Source organism: Vibrio sp. SCSIO 43097, assembly GCF_023650755.1.
GTDB classification, from domain to species: Bacteria; Pseudomonadota; Gammaproteobacteria; order Enterobacterales; family Vibrionaceae; genus Vibrio; species Vibrio alginolyticus.
The window spans coordinates 2,044,092-2,063,865 of record NZ_CP071840.1 but is presented as its reverse complement, the minus strand read 5'-3'; the positions used below and the strand labels follow the sequence as shown (position 1 = coordinate 2,063,865).

The 19,774-nt window shown below is 45.1% G+C and carries 20 protein-coding genes; 10 read left to right on the top strand and 10 right to left on the bottom strand.

The genetic code is table 11. The features are described from left to right. The first annotated feature begins 72 nt into the window (after window positions 1-72). The 3 genes from J4N40_RS10170 (at window position 73) to btuD (ending at window position 2,933) form a co-directional block, all read left to right on the top strand. Window positions 73-1,101, top strand: coding sequence for a succinylglutamate desuccinylase (locus J4N40_RS10170; RefSeq protein ID WP_005377878.1), 1,029 nt, complete (start codon window positions 73-75; stop codon window positions 1,099-1,101). 82 nt (window positions 1,102-1,183) lie between these two features. After that, entirely contained in the window at window positions 1,184-2,179 is a 996-nt protein-coding gene (gene btuC, locus J4N40_RS10165; protein ID WP_115385895.1) for a vitamin B12 ABC transporter permease BtuC, read from the top strand. Further along, window positions 2,166-2,933 (top strand): vitamin B12 ABC transporter ATP-binding protein BtuD, encoded by a 768-nt coding sequence (btuD, locus tag J4N40_RS10160; RefSeq protein ID WP_080960060.1) that lies wholly within the window; start codon window positions 2,166-2,168, stop codon window positions 2,931-2,933. Before btuC ends, btuD begins: the two co-directional genes overlap by 14 nt. A gap of 70 nt (window positions 2,934-3,003) precedes the next feature. Here btuD and J4N40_RS10155 read toward each other — a convergent pair whose 3' ends face one another. The 3 genes from J4N40_RS10155 to J4N40_RS10145 all read right to left on the bottom strand — a co-directional run bounded on the left by J4N40_RS10155 (window position 3,004) and on the right by J4N40_RS10145 (window position 5,574). Then, window positions 3,004-3,579: a nucleoside triphosphate pyrophosphohydrolase family protein gene (locus J4N40_RS10155; protein WP_005377875.1), complete on the bottom strand. Its 576-nt coding sequence runs from the start codon at window positions 3,577-3,579 to the stop codon at window positions 3,004-3,006. Between the two features lie 109 nt (window positions 3,580-3,688). After that, the gene (locus tag J4N40_RS10150) at window positions 3,689-4,261 is read right to left on the bottom strand and encodes a DUF1415 domain-containing protein (RefSeq protein WP_115385896.1); all 573 of its coding nucleotides are present in this window, start codon (window positions 4,259-4,261) and stop codon (window positions 3,689-3,691) included. Between the two features lie 89 nt (window positions 4,262-4,350). Next, window positions 4,351-5,574: an MFS transporter gene (locus J4N40_RS10145; RefSeq protein WP_006741641.1), complete on the bottom strand. Its 1,224-nt coding sequence runs from the start codon at window positions 5,572-5,574 to the stop codon at window positions 4,351-4,353. Window positions 5,575-5,680: 106 nt separating this feature from the next. On the opposite strand from J4N40_RS10145, the gene J4N40_RS10140 reads away from it, so the two are divergent. Continuing rightward, window positions 5,681-6,550, top strand: coding sequence for a LysR family transcriptional regulator (locus J4N40_RS10140; protein WP_115385897.1), 870 nt, complete (start codon window positions 5,681-5,683; stop codon window positions 6,548-6,550). A gap of 27 nt (window positions 6,551-6,577) precedes the next feature. Here the strand turns inward: J4N40_RS10140 and J4N40_RS10135 are convergent, their stop codons facing one another. Then, window positions 6,578-6,808 (bottom strand): glutaredoxin family protein, encoded by a 231-nt coding sequence (locus J4N40_RS10135; protein ID WP_005377871.1) that lies wholly within the window; start codon window positions 6,806-6,808, stop codon window positions 6,578-6,580. Window positions 6,809-6,946: 138 nt separating this feature from the next. On the opposite strand from J4N40_RS10135, the gene J4N40_RS10130 reads away from it, so the two are divergent. Next, the gene (locus J4N40_RS10130; protein ID WP_005377870.1) at window positions 6,947-7,462 is read left to right on the top strand and encodes a M48 metallopeptidase family protein; all 516 of its coding nucleotides are present in this window, start codon (window positions 6,947-6,949) and stop codon (window positions 7,460-7,462) included. After that, the gene (gene rlmF, locus J4N40_RS10125) at window positions 7,449-8,576 is read left to right on the top strand and encodes a 23S rRNA (adenine(1618)-N(6))-methyltransferase RlmF (protein ID WP_115385898.1); all 1,128 of its coding nucleotides are present in this window, start codon (window positions 7,449-7,451) and stop codon (window positions 8,574-8,576) included. Before J4N40_RS10130 ends, rlmF begins: the two co-directional genes overlap by 14 nt. Before the next feature lie 71 nt (window positions 8,577-8,647). On the opposite strand, the gene J4N40_RS10120 is transcribed toward rlmF, so the two are convergent. The 6 genes from J4N40_RS10120 to J4N40_RS10095 all read right to left on the bottom strand — a co-directional run bounded on the left by J4N40_RS10120 (window position 8,648) and on the right by J4N40_RS10095 (window position 15,176). Beyond that, window positions 8,648-8,968, bottom strand: a complete 321-nt coding sequence (locus J4N40_RS10120; protein WP_115385899.1) for a hypothetical protein — start codon at window positions 8,966-8,968, stop codon at window positions 8,648-8,650. A gap of 70 nt (window positions 8,969-9,038) precedes the next feature. After that, window positions 9,039-10,634 (bottom strand): S41 family peptidase, encoded by a 1,596-nt coding sequence (locus J4N40_RS10115; protein ID WP_115385900.1) that lies wholly within the window; start codon window positions 10,632-10,634, stop codon window positions 9,039-9,041. Between the two features lie 364 nt (window positions 10,635-10,998). Then, entirely contained in the window at window positions 10,999-11,763 is a 765-nt protein-coding gene (locus J4N40_RS10110; protein WP_005377865.1) for a hypothetical protein, read from the bottom strand. A 30-nt stretch (window positions 11,764-11,793) separates the two neighbouring features. Next, entirely contained in the window at window positions 11,794-12,468 is a 675-nt protein-coding gene (locus tag J4N40_RS10105) for a GntR family transcriptional regulator (protein ID WP_005377862.1), read from the bottom strand. A 152-nt stretch (window positions 12,469-12,620) separates the two neighbouring features. Beyond that, on the bottom strand, window positions 12,621-14,153 hold the full coding sequence (locus J4N40_RS10100) for an aldehyde dehydrogenase (NADP(+)) (protein WP_054577906.1): 1,533 nt from the start codon (window positions 14,151-14,153) through the stop codon (window positions 12,621-12,623). Between the two features lie 21 nt (window positions 14,154-14,174). Then, entirely contained in the window at window positions 14,175-15,176 is a 1,002-nt protein-coding gene (locus J4N40_RS10095; protein ID WP_115385901.1) for a 4-hydroxyproline epimerase, read from the bottom strand. A gap of 109 nt (window positions 15,177-15,285) precedes the next feature. Here J4N40_RS10095 and J4N40_RS10090 point away from each other — a divergent pair, with 109 nt between their 5' ends. The 4 genes from J4N40_RS10090 to J4N40_RS10075 all read left to right on the top strand — a co-directional run bounded on the left by J4N40_RS10090 (window position 15,286) and on the right by J4N40_RS10075 (window position 19,773). Continuing rightward, entirely contained in the window at window positions 15,286-16,542 is a 1,257-nt protein-coding gene (locus J4N40_RS10090; RefSeq protein WP_115385902.1) for an NAD(P)/FAD-dependent oxidoreductase, read from the top strand. A 124-nt stretch (window positions 16,543-16,666) separates the two neighbouring features. After that, complete coding sequence (locus J4N40_RS10085; protein WP_115385903.1) at window positions 16,667-17,740, top strand: polyamine ABC transporter substrate-binding protein; 1,074 nt, start codon at window positions 16,667-16,669, stop codon at window positions 17,738-17,740. Window positions 17,741-17,827: 87 nt separating this feature from the next. Next, window positions 17,828-18,802, top strand: coding sequence for a bifunctional Delta(1)-pyrroline-2-carboxylate/Delta(1)-piperideine-2-carboxylate reductase (lhpI, locus tag J4N40_RS10080; RefSeq protein WP_115385904.1), 975 nt, complete (start codon window positions 17,828-17,830; stop codon window positions 18,800-18,802). Between the two features lie 56 nt (window positions 18,803-18,858). Next, window positions 18,859-19,773: a dihydrodipicolinate synthase family protein gene (locus J4N40_RS10075; protein WP_005377851.1), complete on the top strand. Its 915-nt coding sequence runs from the start codon at window positions 18,859-18,861 to the stop codon at window positions 19,771-19,773. Window position 19,774: the final 1 nt, after the last annotated feature.

Below are 19,774 nucleotides of genomic sequence, written 5' to 3'. Positions count from 1 at the left end.
AGTGAGATCGCAGCAACAAAAATCCTTTGTACAATTTATTAACATATCCGCCGTGCTATTAAGGAGTAACGCATGACGAAGTCTCTCTTTCGCCAATCGTTTTTAACTGACACGTTAGATGTTCATATTGATGTTGCACCAGCGGAGCAGGTGCTTTCTAACGGTGTAAAACTTAAACTCTATCAGCGTGGTGTATTAGAAGTAATCCCTGCGAATTATACTCAGGATACGAAGAACATCATCATCTCTTGTGGGGTTCACGGAGATGAAACCGCACCGATGGAGCTGGTGGATTCCATTATTCAAGACATAGAATCTGGGTTCCAGACGGTCGATACCCGTTGTCTGTTCATTATCGCTCACCCAGAATCCACTCTGGCGCACACGCGATTCCTCGAAGAAAATCTCAACCGTCTGTTTGACGAAAAAGAACACAAACAGACAAAAGAGCTTGTTATCGCCGATACGCTTAAGCTGCTTGTTCGAGATTTTTATCAGGATACCGACCCGACAACACGCTGGCACCTTGATTTACACTGCGCGATTAGAGGCTCGAAGCACTATACGTTTGCAGTAAGTCCTAAGACTCGTCATCCTGTGCGCAGCAAGGCATTGATCGATTTCTTGGACAGTGCACACATTGAAGCTGTGCTCCTGTCAAACTCACCATCGAGCACGTTTAGCTGGTACAGTGCCGAGAACTTTGGTGCGCAGGCTCTCACGATGGAGCTTGGACGCGTGGCTCGTATTGGTGAAAATGACCTCGATAAACTGACCGCGTTTGATTTGTCTTTACGTAATTTGATTGCGGAAACGAAGCCAGAACACCTACCAAAACCATGCATTAAGTATCGCGTAAGTCGCACAATCGTTCGTTTGAACGAAGACTTTGACTTTATGTTCGACGACAATGTTGAAAACTTCACCTCATTTGTTCACGGCGAAGTGTTTGGTCATGATGGCGACAAACCATTAATGGCGAAGAATGAAAACGAAGCGATTGTCTTCCCGAACCGCCACGTCGCAATAGGTCAACGTGCAGCTCTGATGGTTTGTGAAGTGAAAACCCGTTTTGAAGAGGGTGAGTTGGTTTACGATTAATCCAACATTGCTTTGAGAAGTTAATTGCAATTTACCGAGGCTTAACTGTAAGGTTAAGCCTCGTTTGTTTTTATCGGCCGCTATGGATTTTCAACAACTTATCCTGAACAAGGAACGACGCTGGCAACGTAACCTGATGGTTATGTCGATCGTGCTCGCTGTACTCTCTGCCATTCACTTGATGGTCGGAGAAATTTTCTTTTCTCCTTTTCAATCCTTATCTGCATTTGAACAGAAGTTATTGCTGGACTTGCGTTTACCGAGGTTAGTGTCTGCGGCAATTATTGGTGCTGCGTTAGCGGTATCTGGCGCGACGTTACAAGTGTTGCTTGGGAACGTGTTGGCTGAACCTGGCGTGCTTGGTATATCTGGTGGTGCAAGCTTAGCAATGGTCTTCATCATGTTCGCGTCACCTGTTCTTCCTACCCCGATTGTTTTTATGTTGGCAGCGATTGCCGGCTCGATGGTATTCACGTTTGTTTTGGTGGCGATAGCAAGGGCAATGCACCTGACGACCGCTCGATTGCTTTTGGTTGGGGTTGCATTGGGTATTTTATCGAGCGCGATTGTGACGTGGGCATTTTACTTTAGTGATGATCTAAGTTTACGCCAACTGATGTATTGGTTAATGGGCAGTATTGGCGGTGCAAGTTGGTATCAACATACCGTTACTTTAGTGATGTTACCGGTGCTTATCTGGTTATGTTGTAAAGGCAAGTCGCTTGATAAATTGATGCTAGGTGAGATTCATGCGACCCAATTGGGTGTCGATGTGCATCAAATGCGTTGGAAATTGATCCTCGCCATTTCTGTTTTGGTGGGTAGCTCAGTCGCTTTGGGTGGCATCATCAGTTTTGTTGGTTTGGTGGTGCCGCACTTGTTGCGTTTGGCTTTTGGTACGGAAAACCGTTATTTATTGCCACTTTCTGCAATATCTGGTGCTGCGTTGCTTGTATTTGCTGACATCGGCGCAAGACTGTTATTGGACTCCGCAGAGTTACCTCTAGGTGTCATGACAACATCGATTGGCGCACCTATTTTCATCTGGATGCTGGTGAAGAGTCATGATGCACGTTAAACATATGTCGGTTGGTAGTCGATTATTGCCTCTTTCTTTTGAATGCAAAGCTGGCGAAATCGTACATATCGTTGGGCCTAATGGTTCCGGTAAGAGTACTTTATTGGCTGCGATATCTGGTACGTTAAGTCACCGAGACGGTATGAGTGGTGAAGTGTACGTTGGCAACAAAAACTTGCTTACTTTACCGTTGTCAGAGCAAGCTCATGTTCGAGGTTATTTGTGTCAGCAATCGCGCCCAGCGTTTAATGTTGATGTGTTTCAGTATCTCGCTTTATCTCTGCCAAGTGGTGCTGAGATTGCGGATATCAAAGTGCGTGATGCCGTCAATATGGTGGTGGAGCTGGTACAACTGCAAGATAAGCTTCATCGCAGTATTCAAACATTATCCGGTGGTGAGTGGCAGCGTGTCCGATTAGCAGGTGTATGTTTGCAGGTGTGGCGTACCATTAATCCTTTTTCGCAGTTTTTAATTTTGGATGAGCCAGCAGCACCGTTAGATATTGCGCAAGAGGGTCTGCTCTATCAATTGATTAACGCTATGGCGGCGCAGGGAATTGGAGTATTAGTTGCTAATCACGATCTCAATCGCACATTAAAGCACGCAGATAAAGTATTGCTGCTTAACAACGGTGTGCTGCACTCATCAGGAAATGCCGATACTGTGCTAACGGAAGAAGCTCTCGGGGAAGTGTTCAATACTCAAGTCAAAAAGGTCATCGTAGATGAGCAACCTTATTTAATCTTTGATTAGTATTTAGGGACAATAAAAAAACGACCTACTTGAGGTCGTTTTTTTTAATCGAGATAGCCAAACTCAACGCTTATTGAGTTAACGGTTTTAGATCTGCTGGGCGGTAGTAAACAGATTTGAGTACTTTGCCTTTACGAATGGTTTTACCTTCCGATACGAAATCTTCGGCGCATTTCGCGATGATGTATTCACCTTTCTGCACCGCCATCAACTTGATGCCTTGTTCCGCGTAGAATGCTTCTGTTTCTGAGTACTCTTGCTCGTTACGGCATACTTTGCTCATGTTGCTTGAATGCACTTCATCCCAGCAAGGAATAAATTCAATACCACGGTTTACTGCAACGTTTAATAGAAGATCGATTAAGTAGCTGATCGCCAGGTTGTCTTCTACTTTGCTGTGGCCAAGATGAACGAGACGGCCCATTAATACATACACGCTGTCTACGATGGCATCTGCTTGCTCAGTTTTACAATCTGCTTCTGCTAGCTCTGTTAGCTCTTCGATCGCCAAAGAGGTGTGTAGTGTGTCTGCTTGCGTATCAAGGCTTGCAGCGTCTGCGACTGGTAAGTCGAACGTACTACGGAACTCGGTGATATCACGGTATAAGTGATCAAAAATCTCTTGGGTTAGCTTTGACAGTTGCATTCTAATTTCCATTGAATCGATTGAAGCGGCAATGATACCAAACCGCACTTTGAACCCCAAGGGCATTGCATCTAACTGGTGATAAATCTGCCTTTGGGAATGGTGGTGCTTAACGAAATAGGTAAGGGAACAGCTTTTTACGTTCTTCCTCTGAAAGGGAGGAAACACGAGCGATGTTTGTATCGGGAATGGATTCAGGATCAGGATAGTGTTTTAGTACCTTTTCCATACTCTCTTCGCGAATCAAATGGAAGATCGGGTAAGGAGAACGATTGGTCAGGTTTTCGTCGTCTTCAGGCCTTGCGCCGCCAAAACAGTAATCAGGATGGAAAGTCGCTACTTGGAAAATACCTTCCCAGTTTTGCTGCTTAATTAATCCTTCAACCCAATCTATGCAAAAGTTGTAGTCCCAGAAATCTTGTAGCATGTTGGGAACCACAACCAACGTGGTCTCAAGTTGTTCGGGCTCTGTGTTACTCAGCTCAATCAGTTGCAATAAAATATCTTCAAGAAGCGTTTCTTCTTGAGTCGCTTCACTAACAAAGATTTTGATTTGTTTATTACGTTGCGGCTTGGCAGCAAACGGACAAAGGTTGAGACCGATTACTACATCGTTGAGCCATTGATCGACCTGTTGAGTGATCGCTTCGATATCTGTGTTTTGTGTTGAACGCGTTGACATACGACTTTCTGGTTTTTATTAAAGTAGCGCAAGCATAGCAGAGTTGGTTATCCAAGTAACCAGAGAGGTATTACGCAAATGAGCGTACCTTAGCTACTCTTTAAACTCGCAGCGTCAGGTGTTTGGTCAGTATGCTTTCTTTCGGCAATGTGTTTCAAATACGCAATTGCAGCAAACATCGCTAGGTAGACTGCGCTTCCTCCCATAAGAACACTCGACCAACCTCCATGCTGCCAACAATAAAGAAGTAAGAATCCTCCCAAACTACCGCCTACATAGTAGTGTACTAAGTAGAGCGCAGTCGCGGTGGCTTTGGCGCGAGTGGCATTCTGACCGACCCAACCGTAGGCGAGGGTATGAGTAAAGAAGGCACCAAAACTTATCAGCAACAACCCAAATAGCATTGCAGTCAAGCTTTCAACCGCCGCAATCCACATCCCCGTCATGCTCACTATCGCGCCCAAGAACATGCCGAGGATTGATGAATAACGTTTACTCCAGTGGCCTGCGCAACGAGAGGAGAAAGTTCCTCCCAAGTAACAAATAAAGATCAGTGAGGCCAACCCGACGGGCACATTGTGAGGTTCACTCACCAGACGGAACCCCATTACGGAGTAAAGGTTGACGAACAAAGCAAAGTTGAGTCCTCCTATCAGCATCGCGAACCACACGCGTTGGTTTTTAAAATGACCAATAAGCGCACGATTTTGATGGCGCAAGCTGCTTGATGACGGGGTGAAGTTGCGCTGTGTTGGCAATAAATAGTGAACGCCAATGACACCAAGAAGAGTGAACACCATCATAACTTCAATGGCGACATCAACACTGAAATTGTCCGCCAATAAGCCGCCGCTAATACGCCCTGCAATGCCGCCTAATGAGTTAGCCGCAATGTACGTTCCAATTGCCATCGAGAAGGCGTGCTTGTCGAGTTCTTCTGCCATGTAAGCCACGGCGACCGCAGCAAAAGCTGCGAGCGCGACCCCGATCAGTGCTCGACATACCACCAAAAACAGAAATGAGTCACCAAACAGCATCAAAGCGGAAAGGGTAGGAATCGAAAACAGACCAGCCATCATGACTGGCTTTCGTCCCACTGATTCTGACAACACAGCCATAGGAACGAGGCTAAAAGAGAGAGCGAGTGTTGAGGCCGCAAATAACCAGTTCACTTGCGTTTCTGAGATCGTGAAAATTTGGGCAAAAGTGGGCAGCATTGGCTGTAGTAGGTATAAATTTGAAAAAACCAAGAAGGAACCAAGCGCTAGCGAGAGCGTAATGCGTTTGTATTCCGGTGTGCCAAAACTGACCATGAATCCTGCCTAATGTGAGCAAATGGAGAGACTGTGATCAATCTATCAGTTCGTTGTAAATTAAAAAAATATATTAAAAATATGGACACCATATATTTTTGATCTAATGGAATCGAAACAACTTAAACATTTTCTGGCGGTCGCTGAACATGGAAACATTACCCATGCGGCGAAAGCCCTGCATATTGCCCAGCCCGCATTAAGCATTTCTATCAAAAAGTTTGAGCAGTCTTTGGGCGTTACCCTATTTCGCCGTGATGATAAAAAAATCAGCTTAACGAAAGAGGGCGAAACGTTACTTGTGCATGCTAAGCGGGTGATTCAACAGTTGCACGACGCGCAGCTCGCGATTGATGAGTTGAAAGGTTTAGCGAAAGGCGAAGTAAGACTAGGAACGCCATCAATGATGGGCAGTTATTTCTTTCCACGAATTGTGATGGCGTTTAAAAGCCAGTTCCCTGAGTTAAAATTGACCTTGGTCGAAGCTGGGACTCAATCGATTCGTCGTATGCTGCTCAATGGTCAACTCGATATCGGTGTGATCAGTTGTGATAATGTGCCTGATGATCTAGAAACTGACCATTTGTTTACTAGCCAAATGGTCGCAGTTGTTTCACCTGAGCATGATTTAGCCCAGCGAGACGCTCTTACTTTTGATGAGTTCTTTGAACACGATTTGGTTATGTTTCAGCATGGCTATTTTCACCGTGAATTTTTGGATCAGGTGAGTGAGGAGCATGGGTTTACCATGAAGTCATCATTCGAGACCAACTTACTGCCTTTGATTTTGAGTATTGTGAAACAAGAGTTTGCGATTACCGCGTTACTGGAATTGGTGACTCAACATGAGTCGGGCGTTGTTGGCGTGCCGTTTGAACCACCCGTTACGCTGGATCTGGCACTTGCTTGGCGCAAGCAGGGGTACTTATCAATAGCAGATCGAACGTTTATCGACTTTATCAAGCGCTACGTTTAAACGCAGCGCAGATTCATCGTCCGAGCACTAGTCGCCTTTGTACATCTTCTCGAAGTTCTTTGGGTTCCAGCCAATCATTACCCGATCACCAATTTTTAAAACTGGCACTGAACGAGCACCAAGCGCATCAAGTTCTTTGCGACCGCGTTGCATCTTAGCATTGCACAAACGATAGTTAATATTTTTCGAATCCAGATAACGTTGAGCATCTTTGCAGTGAGGGCATTTGTCTTTGACATAAAGAACGACACGTTTCATTGAATTTCTCTCCATTATCATTGGGAGGCGAAGTTTAACGGCCTTTCGTCATAAATGAAAGGCGAAAGCTAAGGTGAAACTGTCCTTTATCTCAGGTATATTGAGCGCCTTTATTTTGTCATAACAGACGTTAACTCTATGCATCCGTCACTTCGATACATTCAAGGCTACCCACAAAACATCGTAGAGCAGGTGAGCTCATTGATAGCGAGTGGCAAGTTTGTTCCTTGGTTCGAAAAGCGTTATCCCGACAGGCACCAAATCAAAAGCGAAAGGGCGCTCTATGAGTACGCCATGGCAATCAAAAACCGCTACATGAAGAAAGCCGCGCCAATCAGTAAAGTCGTCTACGATAAGAAAATTCACGCGGTAAACAACGCGCTTGGTTTGCACAGTGTAATCAGTAGAAACCATGGCGGTAAGCTGAAGTCGAAAAACGAGATTCGCATTGCCAATGTATTTAAGGATGCGCCCGAGCCACTATTAAGAATGCTGGTGGTACATGAGTTGGCGCATACTCGTGAGAAAAACCACGACAAGGCGTTCTATCAGCTATGTTGCTATATGGAGCCTGAGTATCACCAACTCGAATTTGATGCTCGTTTGTTTATGATTTACCTCGATTTAAAAGCGAATTTGAATGAAGAACAATAATCACAACGCGAAGCAAGCAAAGCCAAAGACTTCAAAGGCGGCTCAGAATAAAGACGCGAATAAAGCCAAGCCGAAGCGTGTTAAAGACAAAGTTGCGCGCAAATCCTCGCAGCCTGCAGGAAAGAGCGAAGTCGAGTTCATAAAAATAGCGAAGAATGGTTTGCATGAGCGTAATGTTCATCGAGGTCGTTACGATTTTAAAAAACTCGTGGAAAGTGAACCACAGTTAAAGCCATTCGTTATCAAAAATCCGAAAGGGGAAGACTCCATAAACTTCTCTGATCCTAACGCTGTTAAAATTCTCAATAAAGCATTGCTTGCTGCGTATTATGGTATCGAGTTCTGGGGCATTCCCGACACCTACCTTTGCCCACCGATTCCGGGCCGCGCTGATTACATTCACCGAGTGGCAGAACTTCTTGATGGTGAAGTAAAAGGTCAGTACGCGCACCAAAAAGTGAAAGCGTTGGACATTGGCGTGGGAGCAAACTGTATTTATCCGATTGTTGGTGTAACAAAATACGGTTGGCACTATACGGGCAGCGATGTCGATCCAAAATCCATCCAATCGGCTCAAACGATCGTAGAGCACAATCGTGTTTTGAAGGGAAAAATTGCACTGGTACAGCAATACAATGATGCCAATATTTATCGAGGTATCATTCAACCGAATGATCGTTATGATGTGACGACATGTAATCCGCCATTCCACCGTTCGGCGGAAGATGCCGCTATGGGCAGCCAGCGTAAAATCGATAATCTAAAAGCAAACCAGCGCAAGAAAGGGCTAAAACCTCAAACCGCACCAGTAAAGACAAGTAAGCCTGCGTTGAATTTTGGCGGTCAAAACGCTGAATTGTGGTGTGAAGGCGGAGAAGCGGCGTTTATCCGAAAAATGGCGAATGAAAGCCAAGCTTTTGCCGCACAGGTCTTGTGGTTTACAACACTTATATCCAAAAAAGACAACGTTCGCCCGATGCGCAAGCAGCTTGAAAAATTGGGTGTGAAAGCCATTCGTGTGGTTGAAATGAGTCAAGGGCAGAAAGTGAGCCGCTTTGTAGCTTGGTCATACATGGATAAGCAACAGCGCAAAGCATGGATTGAACTAAAGTAACGTTGACCGTTTCACACTGAACAATAAAGTAGGAAGCCCGCTGATATCAGCGGGCTTCTATTTTGGGAGATCTAAAACTTAATGATGGGCTCACAATCTAGTGAACTGAGAGAGACAAAAGTATCTGTTTTGGCATAGTACAAGCCACAGGTTTCACCTCTTATCTGCAACGTATATTGGTCTGGAAGATCCGTATAGCTGCCATCCAACAGTTGATTGTTGTTCCCTTTTACTCGTCCTTTTGCAATCAACACATGCGGTGAGGATTCAAATACGTTATTTGCGACTCTAGGTGCTGGTGTCCCTTGGATTTCTGCGATCGCGTTTTGAATCTCTATGACTGTTTCCGGAGAGTTCTTTTTACTCAATGCTTCAACGGGTTCTTGTGACATAGCTTGGCATCCTATCAAAGAAATCGAAGTGCCTAAGAAAAGCGCAATCCGAATCAGCATTCGTAAAAAGTTAGTTGATCTCAACATGAATTGCCTCTGTTCGTAGCGGAGAGCGAAGATCGCTTAACTCCGGAGATGAAATGTTACGCGGCATGGCGTTGAAACTTGAAGGGGATACTGGCGGACAGGTTCCAGTTTCCATGTAGTTTAGTGCCGCAGAAAGCATACCTTCAGACGGATCGCCCAATGGTTTTGTTAGGTCGTCATTGACCCAGCAACCTTCCACTCTATTGTTTAAGCCTAGCTCGGTATTGATTTGGCTCTTTGGAGTAGGAATAAAACCATCAGCGAAGTCGCCAAATTTTTTCTCGTTCGCCGACTTGAACTGAATAGTGTAGTACATAGTGCCGCAGTTTTGTTCTGGTGAGAACCCATACGGTTTACCTGTGGTTGTTGAACCTATTTGGATAACCTCCACATCAATGCCGCGCAAAGCGTTGATTAACAGTTCACTTGAGGAAGCCGTGCCTCCTGAAGTCAGCACATATACGCGCTTTTTGTTCAGTGTCGGAAGCACTTGATCCGAATATTTCTGTGCTGCCCAGTCTATTGCTAGATTCGTAAAGCGATAGATGTTATCCCCATCTTTAATGGTACGCATCACTTTGTCATTATGAATCAACTCACTGAAGACTCGGTTCTGACCAGCACCGCTTAGCATGTAGCCTACTTGCGAGGACTGAAGGACTAAGCCACCGCCGTTGTAACGTAAATCAACGACGATCTCGTCAACATTCTCTGCTGAGAGCATACTGAACGCCTCAATAAGCGGGGCTTGAGCGCTTGGTTCAAAGGAGTTGTATTGCAGATAGCCGATCCGCATACCATTGTGTGTAATCACTTTGGCATTTTTAACTGGAGAGGTCATGACATCAGAGGCGGTAAGCGTCACGGTTTTCTCTAGACCGTCAACACTCTCAAATGTGAAGGTGTAATCTTGATTGATGTCAGGGTTAAAGAGCGTTTTGTTAATAAAATCAATGTCGGACTGACTACCGGTGTTAACCACATCAATATTATTGATTTTCAGAAGCTTATCACCACGAGCAATGCCGCTTCTATCAGCTGGCGAGGCTTCTTCAGTGTAGGAAATACGAACGTCTCGAGGTTGTACGCCACGTAGGAATGCCCAGTTAAAACCAAATCCAGCAACTAAACCGGATTGCGATGATTTCATATCATCTTCATAAGGGACGGTAAAATGGAAGCGATCTTTTGGTTTACCCGTCGCGGTAGTAGCAGAGGTGACCAGCGTATTGAAGTAATCAGTAACAGTTTTGTAGTTTGCTGGATTATTATCAGGAACCTCGTCATACCATAGATACGTTTCGTTAGTAAAAGCTCTTAAAAAGAGTTTTTCGTGTAATGCAGAGCCCAATTTATCTGGATAGGCGGCATAGTTGTCATATGGGTCCAGTCCGACGCGGGGCGTTTCACATTGGTTGATAAACGTTTTCGACGGTTGGCTAAAATCACCGGCTTTCCATGTTGGACCGTTTGCACTGCTAGTGGACGGAGTAGGTGATGAACCATCACCGCCGCCACCGCCACAGCCTTGTAATAATGCGAGAGTGACTGCCGTTGCTAAAGAATACTTAAATTTCACTTTTCTATGTCCTTATAAATAATATAATTATAATTATGTGTTTTGCTTTTGTTTTTATTAGCTAGGTGAATGTATTAATTTAATTTGTTCGTCTGCAAATTTATAGTTAAATAGTGTGAGGTAAATAACGTAAAAAAGTTGTCTTTTATACTTAAGCTAAATTAGTTATTACTTAAGTTTTCTGTCTATTTCAAAAGAGCTAACAAGACAATTAATAAGTGTGAAATTAAGACAAGTTCTTAGTTGACTAAGCGATGCTTGCTAAATAAAAATCAGAATTAGATTTAGGAAACGCTTTGAATCAATAGTTTGGTAGGGGTATATGATGTTATCTGGGGTTTGTTTGATTTATTTGTCTGATGCTTTAACTTAATTTAGTGAGTTGAGCGACGTGCTTTAATAGGCTTCCGTCAATGTTAGGTAAATCATCAGCGAAAAATATCTGAGCACCGGGAGTGCAGCGCATTAATATATTTGTTAGTTCACCTTCATTGTTGGAAGTGTTAACTGCGTTAAGTTTCGCTAATTTATTACAAAGCTCGTCCTCTATTTGCACTTTCTGCTCTTCGGTGAGCCTAATGCGACCTATACATACGCCTGGGTTGATATCATGAGAAAGCGAATCTTGTTGAAATCGCTCTTTGAATAAGGTGTCTAATGCCGTACCTTCTTCCATAATAAATCGACGACCAGAACGGTAAAACAAGCCGTCTCCGAAGTTTTCGACATATCCTAGAATTTCCGCGATACGCAAATAGAATCGTAAGCTTGTATCAGAAAGTCCGTAAGTTTGGGCTATCTCTTGCGGTTTAATATCACGAGAAGTCAGCATATAAATAAAATCAAGTAAATAAGGATGCTCAACGAAAAGGGCGCTCTCTTCATCTGTTAGCATTTGCTCGTTTTGGTGCTGAAGCTCGTTGGCTAAGGTTGCGAGTTCGATGAGATCGGTATTCAGGTAGTTCAGATAAATAAGTACTTTATCCAAACCTAAAGCTGGATTATGTAGGTGGCGTTTAATACTAGATAAAGGGATGCCACTTTTCTCTGACAAGGAATTGTAGCAAAGCCCTTCTTCTTTAATCTTTTGTCGTAGCGCTGCAAGTAAAAACTTTGGTCCAACATTCATCCTTGAATATCACCTTATTCGTTATTCCGTTTACTGGCTGATATTTTGCCTTTCAAGCAGCAGGTTTCGAATCGCTGTGCCCGCTTCTAGAATGTGCTTTTTCAGTAGATACTTGGCGCCTTCGATATCGCGATTTTGGCACATTTCAAACAAGCTTAAGTGCTCTTCTTCTGCCTTTTTAATGCCTGTAGTAAACAATAGCTGCATGCGTATGTATCGGTCACACTTTGTGTTCAGGTTGTAAATGACGTCCATAGTTTCAGGCATGTTGGCTGGCGCATATAGGGCTTTGTGGAACTCGTAGTTGTAGTTGCTCCATTCTTCTACTTCGTCGCCACTGTTCACTACTGACTCGAAACGTTCGCGAACTTCGCGCGCGCGTTCAAGGTCAGCGTCTGTCATATTTTGAATCGCGCGCTCTAAAATGTGGCATTCCACGACAGCCCGCAGTTCAAATAGCTCATTGATTTTCTCTGGAGATAGCTCAGTGACCGTCGCACCTTTGTGAGGTTCAAAGCTAACGAGTCCTTGTGCTTCCAATTGAACTAACGCTTCACGCACAGGAATTCGGCTAACATTAAACTCTTTTGCTAACGCATCTTGACGTAAAGGTTGACCAGTTTTTAACTCGCCCTTCAAGATCTGAGTTCGAATTGCTTCCTCAACGAGCTGAGTGCGCGTTTTAAAAACAGGTTTCTGTGACATTGAAGTCTCCCGTGAAATTAATATTGTATCCAATCCATTTTACTTTAGTAGTTTATTGTTTTTCTGGCACAAACCAACTAGGAAAGAAGGTTTTGAGAAGTAGAGTGAAATAAAAGGCATCAGTTGATGCCTTTTTGAGCCATTTGTTGATCTTATTGGGACACACTGCCATCTATGGCGCGTTGGATACCCAGTGGGTTCGACGCTTTTAATGAATCCGGCAATAAAGATTCTGGCAAAGCTTGATAGGAGACCGGACGCAACCAACGATGAATAGCCTCCGCACCGACAGATGTTGAGGCAGAATTGGTTGAAGCCGGATATGGTCCACCATGAACCATAGCGTAACCAACCTCGACGCCAGTTGGCCAACCGTTGAATACAAGGCGTCCGGCGATTTCTTCCAAACTTGGAAGCAGTTGCTTGGCTTGTTCTTCGTCTTCAGCGGTAGCGTGAAGGGTTGCGGTGAGCGATCCAGTCAGTGAATCACTCAGTTTCAACATGTCATCGAAATCTTCACAGATTACGATTAACGATTGAGGACCAAATATTTCTTCCTCCCATTGCGGGTTTTCACGCCAGTTTTTACTGTCCGTCACGAACAGTGCTGGTGAGACATTGGTCGCTTCTGCTTGTTCAGAACGAGTGACGTTAATGCCTGTTTCGGAAGCTCGCTTATCCACTTCGGATTCATACGTTTCTCGGATTCCTTGCGTTAGCAAAGTGGCCGTTGATTGTTGTCGAATTAACCCTTGAGCGATTTCGATAAAGGCTTGCGTTTCTGGGCTATTCAAGACAAATACAACGCCTGGTTTTGTACAAAATTGTCCACAGCCCAAAGTCATAGAAGCCACAAATTCTTCAGCCAATGATGCGTTTGCCCGTATGGCTGAAGGGAGAATAAATGTTGGATTAATCGCCCCTAGTTCGCCATAGAAGGGGATTGGCTCTGGTCTTTGCTGGGCTAGATTGAACAGCGCACGGCCACCACCGACTGAACCTGTAAACCCAACCCCTTTAATTTTTGGATGGGTAACGAGTGCTTGGCCAAGTGCACGTTTGTTACCTTGCAATAGCGTGAAGATGGCTTGCGGTAAGCACTCTTTCTCAAGTGCAGCCTCAATACACTCAGCAACAAGTTGACTGGTGCCAGGGTGGGCGGTATGGCCTTTTACAATCACAGGGCAGCCAGCAGCCAGTGCCGAAGCCGTATCGCCACCTGCCGTAGAAAATGCGAGCGGAAAATTAGACGCACCAAACACGGCGACAGGGCCAATTGCGATTTGTTGACGGCGAATATCTGGTTTTGGCAGTGGTTGACGGTTTGGGTTTGGCGTATCGAAAATTGCTTGATGGTGATTACCCGATCTCACAACCTCGGCAAATAGTCTTAATTGGTTCGCGGTACGTCCTATTTCGCCGCTTAAACGTGCTTCGGGAAGGGCAGTTTCTAAATGAGCACGAGCAACGATTTCTTCACTCTTCACTTCCAATTCAGAGGCGATAGAGCAAAGTAAGCTCGATCGCTTTGCATTACTTAGTTGGCGAAACTCACGCGCAACGTTTTGGGCGGCTGAGGCGGCTTGATTAACTTCTTGCTCTCCATGTACCGGAAACGCAATAGGTAGAGGCTCACCAGTAAAGGCGTTGACTGCGTAAAAAGTGGTTGGTTCTTGTGGGTTCATCATTCTTCCTTACTATCCTTATTACTTCACTTCAAATCCGTACGCATATGGGTCTTCATCGTCTACCCATATTGTGTTGTGACCGTATACTTGTGCCCATCCTTCAATACTTGGCAAAATAGCGGCTTTGCCATTCACTTCGGTAATGCCTTCTATACGTCCTTGAAATAGGCTGCCGATGATACTTTCGTGAATAAAGTCTTCTCCTTGATTGAGTTTGCCTCTTGCATGCCATTGCGCCATGCGCGCACTTGTTCCCGTACCACATGGCGAGCGATCCAACGCTTTGTCGCCGTAAAACACAGCATTTCGAGCGGTAGCGTTTTCTTGAGTGGGCTCTCCGGTCCATAGCACGTGAGAAACACCGCACACTGTTGGATCTTCTGGATGTACGCACTCAACCGCTCTAGATACCGCTTCGCGAACTTTTGGTGAAAGCATCAAAATTTCATCTGGAGAGTAGTGTTCAAGTCCGGCGTAGTTTTCTTGAGGATCGACGATTACGTAATAGTTTCCGCCATAAGCAACATCGACAGTGAGCTCACCTAAGCCCTCTATGTCCACGGTTACGTCTTGGTGGGCAAGGTAAGCTGGTACGTTAAATATCTTCACCGACGTGACCTTGTCACCTTTTGTTTGGTAGTGCACTTCGATTTGTCCTGCTGGGACATCAAGTATCAAACGGCCTTCTTTTTTGGGAGTGATAAGGCGATTCTCGATAGCGGTAGTGACGGTTCCAATGGTGCCGTGGCCACACATTGGTAAGCAGCCACTGGTTTCAATAAACAGAATTGAAGCGTCTGCGTTATCGCTGCAAGGAGGCAAGACAACTGACCCCGACATCATTGAGTGTCCGCGAGGCTCAAACATGAGTGCCTGACGAATCCAATCATAATGCTCAAGAAAGTATTGGCGCTTTTCGCTCATGGTATTGCCTTCGAGTGGAGGCACACCGCCTGCGACCAGCCTAACTGGGTTGCCGCAGGTGTGGGCATCAATACAGAAAAAAGTTCCTTGTCTCATTTTTCGCTCCTTGCTGAAAAAATGGTTGAATTAAACAATAGTAATGTTAACGTAATGTAAAATATATTGTATACAATCTACGTTTTCAAGTGTGACTCGGAGCATATTTATGTTGGTCAAGGATGAAACCAAAAAGGAAAGGATCGCCGTGATAGGTGCGGGGATTATTGGCTTATCAATTGGATTGAAGTTGCAGCAGCAAGGTTATCAAGTCACGATTTTTGATCCCAATGGCGTGGGGAATGGATGCTCTAAGGGAAATGCAGGTCATATCGCGACTGAGCAAATCTTCCCTCTTGCAACGCCAGCGCTGCTTCCACAATTACCTAAAATGCTGCTAGATTCCAAAAGTCCGGTTTCGATCCGTTGGCAAGATATTCCAAACACAATCGGGTGGATGATTCGTTTCCTATTACAAACAAAGCCATCAGCCGCGGAGCAGGCAAAAAACGCGATTAAGAGTCTTAACGAGCGGTCAGTGGCAAGTTGGCGTGGCGTGCTTGATTCAATCGGAAAAGCGCATCTAATAAAAATGAATGGTTCATTGCTCACTTTTGAAAACGAGAAACTGTTTAAAGACTACCAAAGTACGCTTAACTCACTGGCTAAAAACGGTGTGGCGTATCAAGTTTGGACACAAGAGGCGATTCGAGAGCGGATACCTGATCTCAGCCATAAGGTTCGTGTCGGCGTCTTTTTTCCCGATACAGGTCATACGCTAGACCCTTATCAGCTCTGTGTTGAGCTAAGTGAAGCTTTTGAAGTTCTTGGCGGTAAGGTTTTACAAAAAGGTGTATCTGCGTTGGCGAAAAATGGCGAGGTGTTGGTTGAGTCTCAAACACATTCATTTGACCGAATCATTGTTGCCGCTGGTGTACATTCTAAGCCTTTGATACGGCAACTAACCGGAGTCAAAGTGCCTATTCAAGCCGAGCGTGGTTATCACCTAATGGTGGATGACAAGCGTGATGTATTGCCATTTCCTATTAGCTCTGCCGATAGAAAATTCATCATGACTCCGATGTCTGGTGGGCTACGCTTGGCAGGCACTGTTGAGTATGCCGATGTAGAGTCACCACCCAATATGAAACGTTCAGAAATGCTTTTTCAGTTAGGTGATGAGATGTTTGAATCGGGGTTACATCCACTCAGGCAAGGAGAAAAGTGGATGGGGAATCGGCCTTCAACAGTCGACTCGTTACCGGTTATTGATAGCATTTGGGATGGAAATGTATTACTGGCATTTGGCCATCAACACCTTGGATTAACTCAAGCGGCGATTACGGCAGATCTCCTTTTAGAGCTTATCGAAGGAAAGCCGACATCGATTGATCTTTCACCTTTTTCATTACAACGATTTGCCTGAAAAATTTAATATTAAATATTGTATAAAATATATTAAATGCTAATGTTAACTTAATTTTAACAAAAACCGGTATCCAACAGCCGTACTCGGATGCCTCCAGAAAAACAACCAAAAGGAGTAAAACATGTCACGAATGACCAAAGCACCATTGGCGCTGTTGATTTCAGGAATGCTGTTGGGGACCTCTGCTTATGCTGAAGACAAATTGACGGTCGTATCTTGGGGTGGTGCATTCACCAAGAGCCAAGTGGAGGCATATCACAAGCCTTTCATTAAAAAAACAGGTGTCGAGATCGTATCCGAGGATTTCAGCGGCGGATTAGCCGAAATTAAAGCGCAGGTGGAAGCGAACAACGTGCGCTGGGATTTGGTTTCTCTCGACAAGCCGGACATTGTTCGTGGTTGCGCCGAAGGGTTACTAGAACCAGTGAGCCCAAGTATTTTGCCTTCGGGCGCAGATGGAACACCAGCACAAGAGGATTTCATTGATGGTGCGATTCACGAATGCGCAATCAATACCATCGTTGTGTCCACAGTATTAGCGGTGAACGAAGACGCGTTTAAAGGTAAGGCTTTGCCTAGCAAGTTGACCGATCTCTTTGACCTAAAAACTTTTCCAGGTCGACGTGCATTGCAAAAACAACCTCAGGGTAATCTTGAGTGGGCACTATTGGCTGATGGTGTAAAACCAGAAGAGGTCTACAGCCTGCTCGAAACCGAAGCCGGGCGTGAGCGTGCGTTTGCTAAGTTGGATACGATCAAATCAGAAGTGCTGTGGTGGACAACAGGAGCCCAGCCACCTCAAATGCTTGCAGACAAAGAAGTGGTGATCGCCTCGGCGTTTAACGGCCGAATTCACAATGCCCGTAAAGATGAAGGTCAACCATTTCGGATTATATGGGACCGTCAAATGGGTTACATGAATGGATGGGCGATACCTAAAGGGAGTGAGAACACAAAGCTTGCATTGGACTTCATTGCTTTTTCTTCAGGAACAAAACCATTAGCTGATCAAGCTAAGTACGTTGCCTATGGGCCTACGCGTAAGTCGTCTTCGGCGGAGGTGAACCCGGACATTTTAGCGAACCTTCCTACCGCACCTCAAAACTTCCAAACCGCCTTCCTGATTAACGATGAATGGTGGTCAGACTACGCGGATGAACTCAATGAAGAGTTCAATACCTGGCTGCTTAACTAGGCGTTAATTTTTGTATGGGGCCGAGTTTTCATCCATAAGCGAGGTTCCGTACTTTTCCTCAACTGTATTTATGTTTTCGGAGAAATAATGAAAGTCATCGAAGCACAGCAAGTCGCGCAATGTTTAACAATGGAGTCTCTTATTGAAACGATGCGTGAAATGTACTCGCGGCCAGCAACAATACCTCAACGCCGAGTCATGCCCTTAGAAGAGGGAGAATACGAGGCGTTTGCGCTACTTCCAGCTTGGAACCAGGAGTTGATTGCGGTGAAAGCCTTTACGTATTTCCCGCATAACCCTGAGCAAGGCAAAGATACGCTTGCATCTAAGCTGCTTGTTTTCAGACGAAACGATGGTGAGCCGCTCGCACTCGTGGACGGTAAAGTTTTAACGTTTTGGCGCACCGCCGCAGCTTCTGCGTTGGCAGCGGACTATTTAGCGCGTCCCGATGCTGATCGTCTGTTGATCTTCGGAACGGGCAATCTTGCGCCTTATTTTGCGTGGGCATACGCTGCGGTTCGCCCACTTAAGCAGGTTTATATTTGGGGGCGTAACTCAGACAAAGCCGAGGCGACGGTAGATGCCATTGTGTCATCTTCAGAGTATCAGTCGCTTCCTGATGAGCGTCGGTTCCGTGTTTCAGTCGTAGAAAATGTGGACCACGTTATCAAACACGTTGACATCATCAGCTGTATTACCGCATCAGCAGAGCCTTTGTTTAATGGCGCAGACGTGCAGCCGGGCACCCATATTGATTTGGTCGGTAATCATGACTTGGATAAGCGTGAATGCGACTCTAAAGCAGTGCAACGAGCACAGGTGTATGTTGATAGCCGTATTAATGTATTAGCCGAAGCGGGCGATCTTCTCATTCCAATTCAAGAGGGCGTGTTCACGTCAGACGATATTAAAGGGGAATTACCGCAGCTTTGCGCCCAACAAATCTCAGGACGTCAAAACGATGAGGTCATTACTTTATACAAATCAGTTGGCAGTGCTTTGGCTGATTTGGCCGCTGTAAAGGCGGTGTTGTTAGAAAATGGCATAGATAGCCATGTCTGAGCATTTTCGCTCGTTCATTTAAATTGCATACAATATACATATAAGGAAAGTAGTTCATGAAAATTGATTGGAAAGGTGTTTATCCGGCGGTCAGTACGCAATTTCGTCAAGATCAGTCAATTGACTTAGACGCAACGCAAACCGTTATAGACAACCAGATTAAAGATGGTGTGAATGGCATTATCTGCTTGGGTACTGTCGGTGAGAACTGTGCGTTGTACCCGGAGGAGAAACGCCAGGTCTTGCAAGCGGCAAAAGAAGTCGTAAATGGCCGTGTGCCTTTGATTGCTGGTACAGCAGAGTCTATTACCACAGCAGCTGTTGATTACATGCAGGATGCGTACAAAATTGGTATCGATGGTTGTATGGTGATGCCTGCCATGGTTTACCGCACGTCTGAGAGCGAAACGTTCGAATATTACCGCACGCTAGCGGAAGCAACGCCAGAAATGCCAATCATGATTTACAACAACCCGGTTGCTTATGGTGTCGATGTAAACCTCGACATCATGGCGAAACTGGCTGAGTTTGAAAGTATTGTAGCTATCAAAGAGTCGACCACTGATACTCGTCGTATCACCGAGCTTTACAATAAATTTGATGACCGCTTTACCGTGTTCAGTGGTGTTGATGACATCGCTCTTGAATCATTGATGTTAGGTGCGACCGGCTGGATTTCTGGTTTAACCAACGCATTCCCAGAAGAGTCCGTTGCGATTTATAAACTGGCAAGCCAAGGTCGTTATGCTGAAGCGTTAGAGATCTACCGTTGGTTCTTACCCCTATTGCGTTTAGACACCATTCCTACGCTGGTTCAGTGCATAAAATTGGCCGAGCAAGTCTGCGGACGTGGCTCTGAACAAGTTCGTGCGCCACGCCAACTCTTACAAGGTGAAGAGCGTCAACAAGTCATTCAAATGGTTGAACATGCGTTAGAAACCCGCTTAGACCTATCCAAATACAATCTGTAAT

Bases quoted from the DNA above. Each gene is read 5' to 3' on its own strand.
- J4N40_RS10095 (WP_115385901.1), bottom strand. From the start codon at position 15,176: ATGAGACAAGGAACTTTTTTCTGTATTGATGCCCACACCTGCGGCAAC.
- btuD (WP_080960060.1), top strand. From the start codon at position 2,166: ATGATGCACGTTAAACATATGTCGGTTGGTAGTCGATTATTGCCTCTT.
- J4N40_RS10150 (WP_115385896.1), bottom strand. From the start codon at position 4,261: ATGTCAACGCGTTCAACACAAAACACAGATATCGAAGCGATCACTCAA.
- J4N40_RS10170 (WP_005377878.1), top strand. From the start codon at position 73: ATGACGAAGTCTCTCTTTCGCCAATCGTTTTTAACTGACACGTTAGAT.
- J4N40_RS10155 (WP_005377875.1), bottom strand. From the start codon at position 3,579: ATGCAACTGTCAAAGCTAACCCAAGAGATTTTTGATCACTTATACCGT.
- J4N40_RS10145 (WP_006741641.1), bottom strand. From the start codon at position 5,574: ATGGTCAGTTTTGGCACACCGGAATACAAACGCATTACGCTCTCGCTA.
- J4N40_RS10100 (WP_054577906.1), bottom strand. From the start codon at position 14,153: ATGAACCCACAAGAACCAACCACTTTTTACGCAGTCAACGCCTTTACT.
- J4N40_RS10090 (WP_115385902.1), top strand. From the start codon at position 15,286: ATGTTGGTCAAGGATGAAACCAAAAAGGAAAGGATCGCCGTGATAGGT.
- J4N40_RS10140 (WP_115385897.1), top strand. From the start codon at position 5,681: ATGGAATCGAAACAACTTAAACATTTTCTGGCGGTCGCTGAACATGGA.
- J4N40_RS10075 (WP_005377851.1), top strand. From the start codon at position 18,859: ATGAAAATTGATTGGAAAGGTGTTTATCCGGCGGTCAGTACGCAATTT.
- rlmF (WP_115385898.1), top strand. From the start codon at position 7,449: ATGAAGAACAATAATCACAACGCGAAGCAAGCAAAGCCAAAGACTTCA.
- lhpI (WP_115385904.1), top strand. From the start codon at position 17,828: ATGAAAGTCATCGAAGCACAGCAAGTCGCGCAATGTTTAACAATGGAG.
- J4N40_RS10135 (WP_005377871.1), bottom strand. From the start codon at position 6,808: ATGAAACGTGTCGTTCTTTATGTCAAAGACAAATGCCCTCACTGCAAA.
- btuC (WP_115385895.1), top strand. From the start codon at position 1,184: ATGGATTTTCAACAACTTATCCTGAACAAGGAACGACGCTGGCAACGT.
- J4N40_RS10085 (WP_115385903.1), top strand. From the start codon at position 16,667: ATGTCACGAATGACCAAAGCACCATTGGCGCTGTTGATTTCAGGAATG.
- J4N40_RS10120 (WP_115385899.1), bottom strand. From the start codon at position 8,968: ATGTCACAAGAACCCGTTGAAGCATTGAGTAAAAAGAACTCTCCGGAA.
- J4N40_RS10110 (WP_005377865.1), bottom strand. From the start codon at position 11,763: ATGAATGTTGGACCAAAGTTTTTACTTGCAGCGCTACGACAAAAGATT.
- J4N40_RS10105 (WP_005377862.1), bottom strand. From the start codon at position 12,468: ATGTCACAGAAACCTGTTTTTAAAACGCGCACTCAGCTCGTTGAGGAA.
- J4N40_RS10130 (WP_005377870.1), top strand. From the start codon at position 6,947: ATGCATCCGTCACTTCGATACATTCAAGGCTACCCACAAAACATCGTA.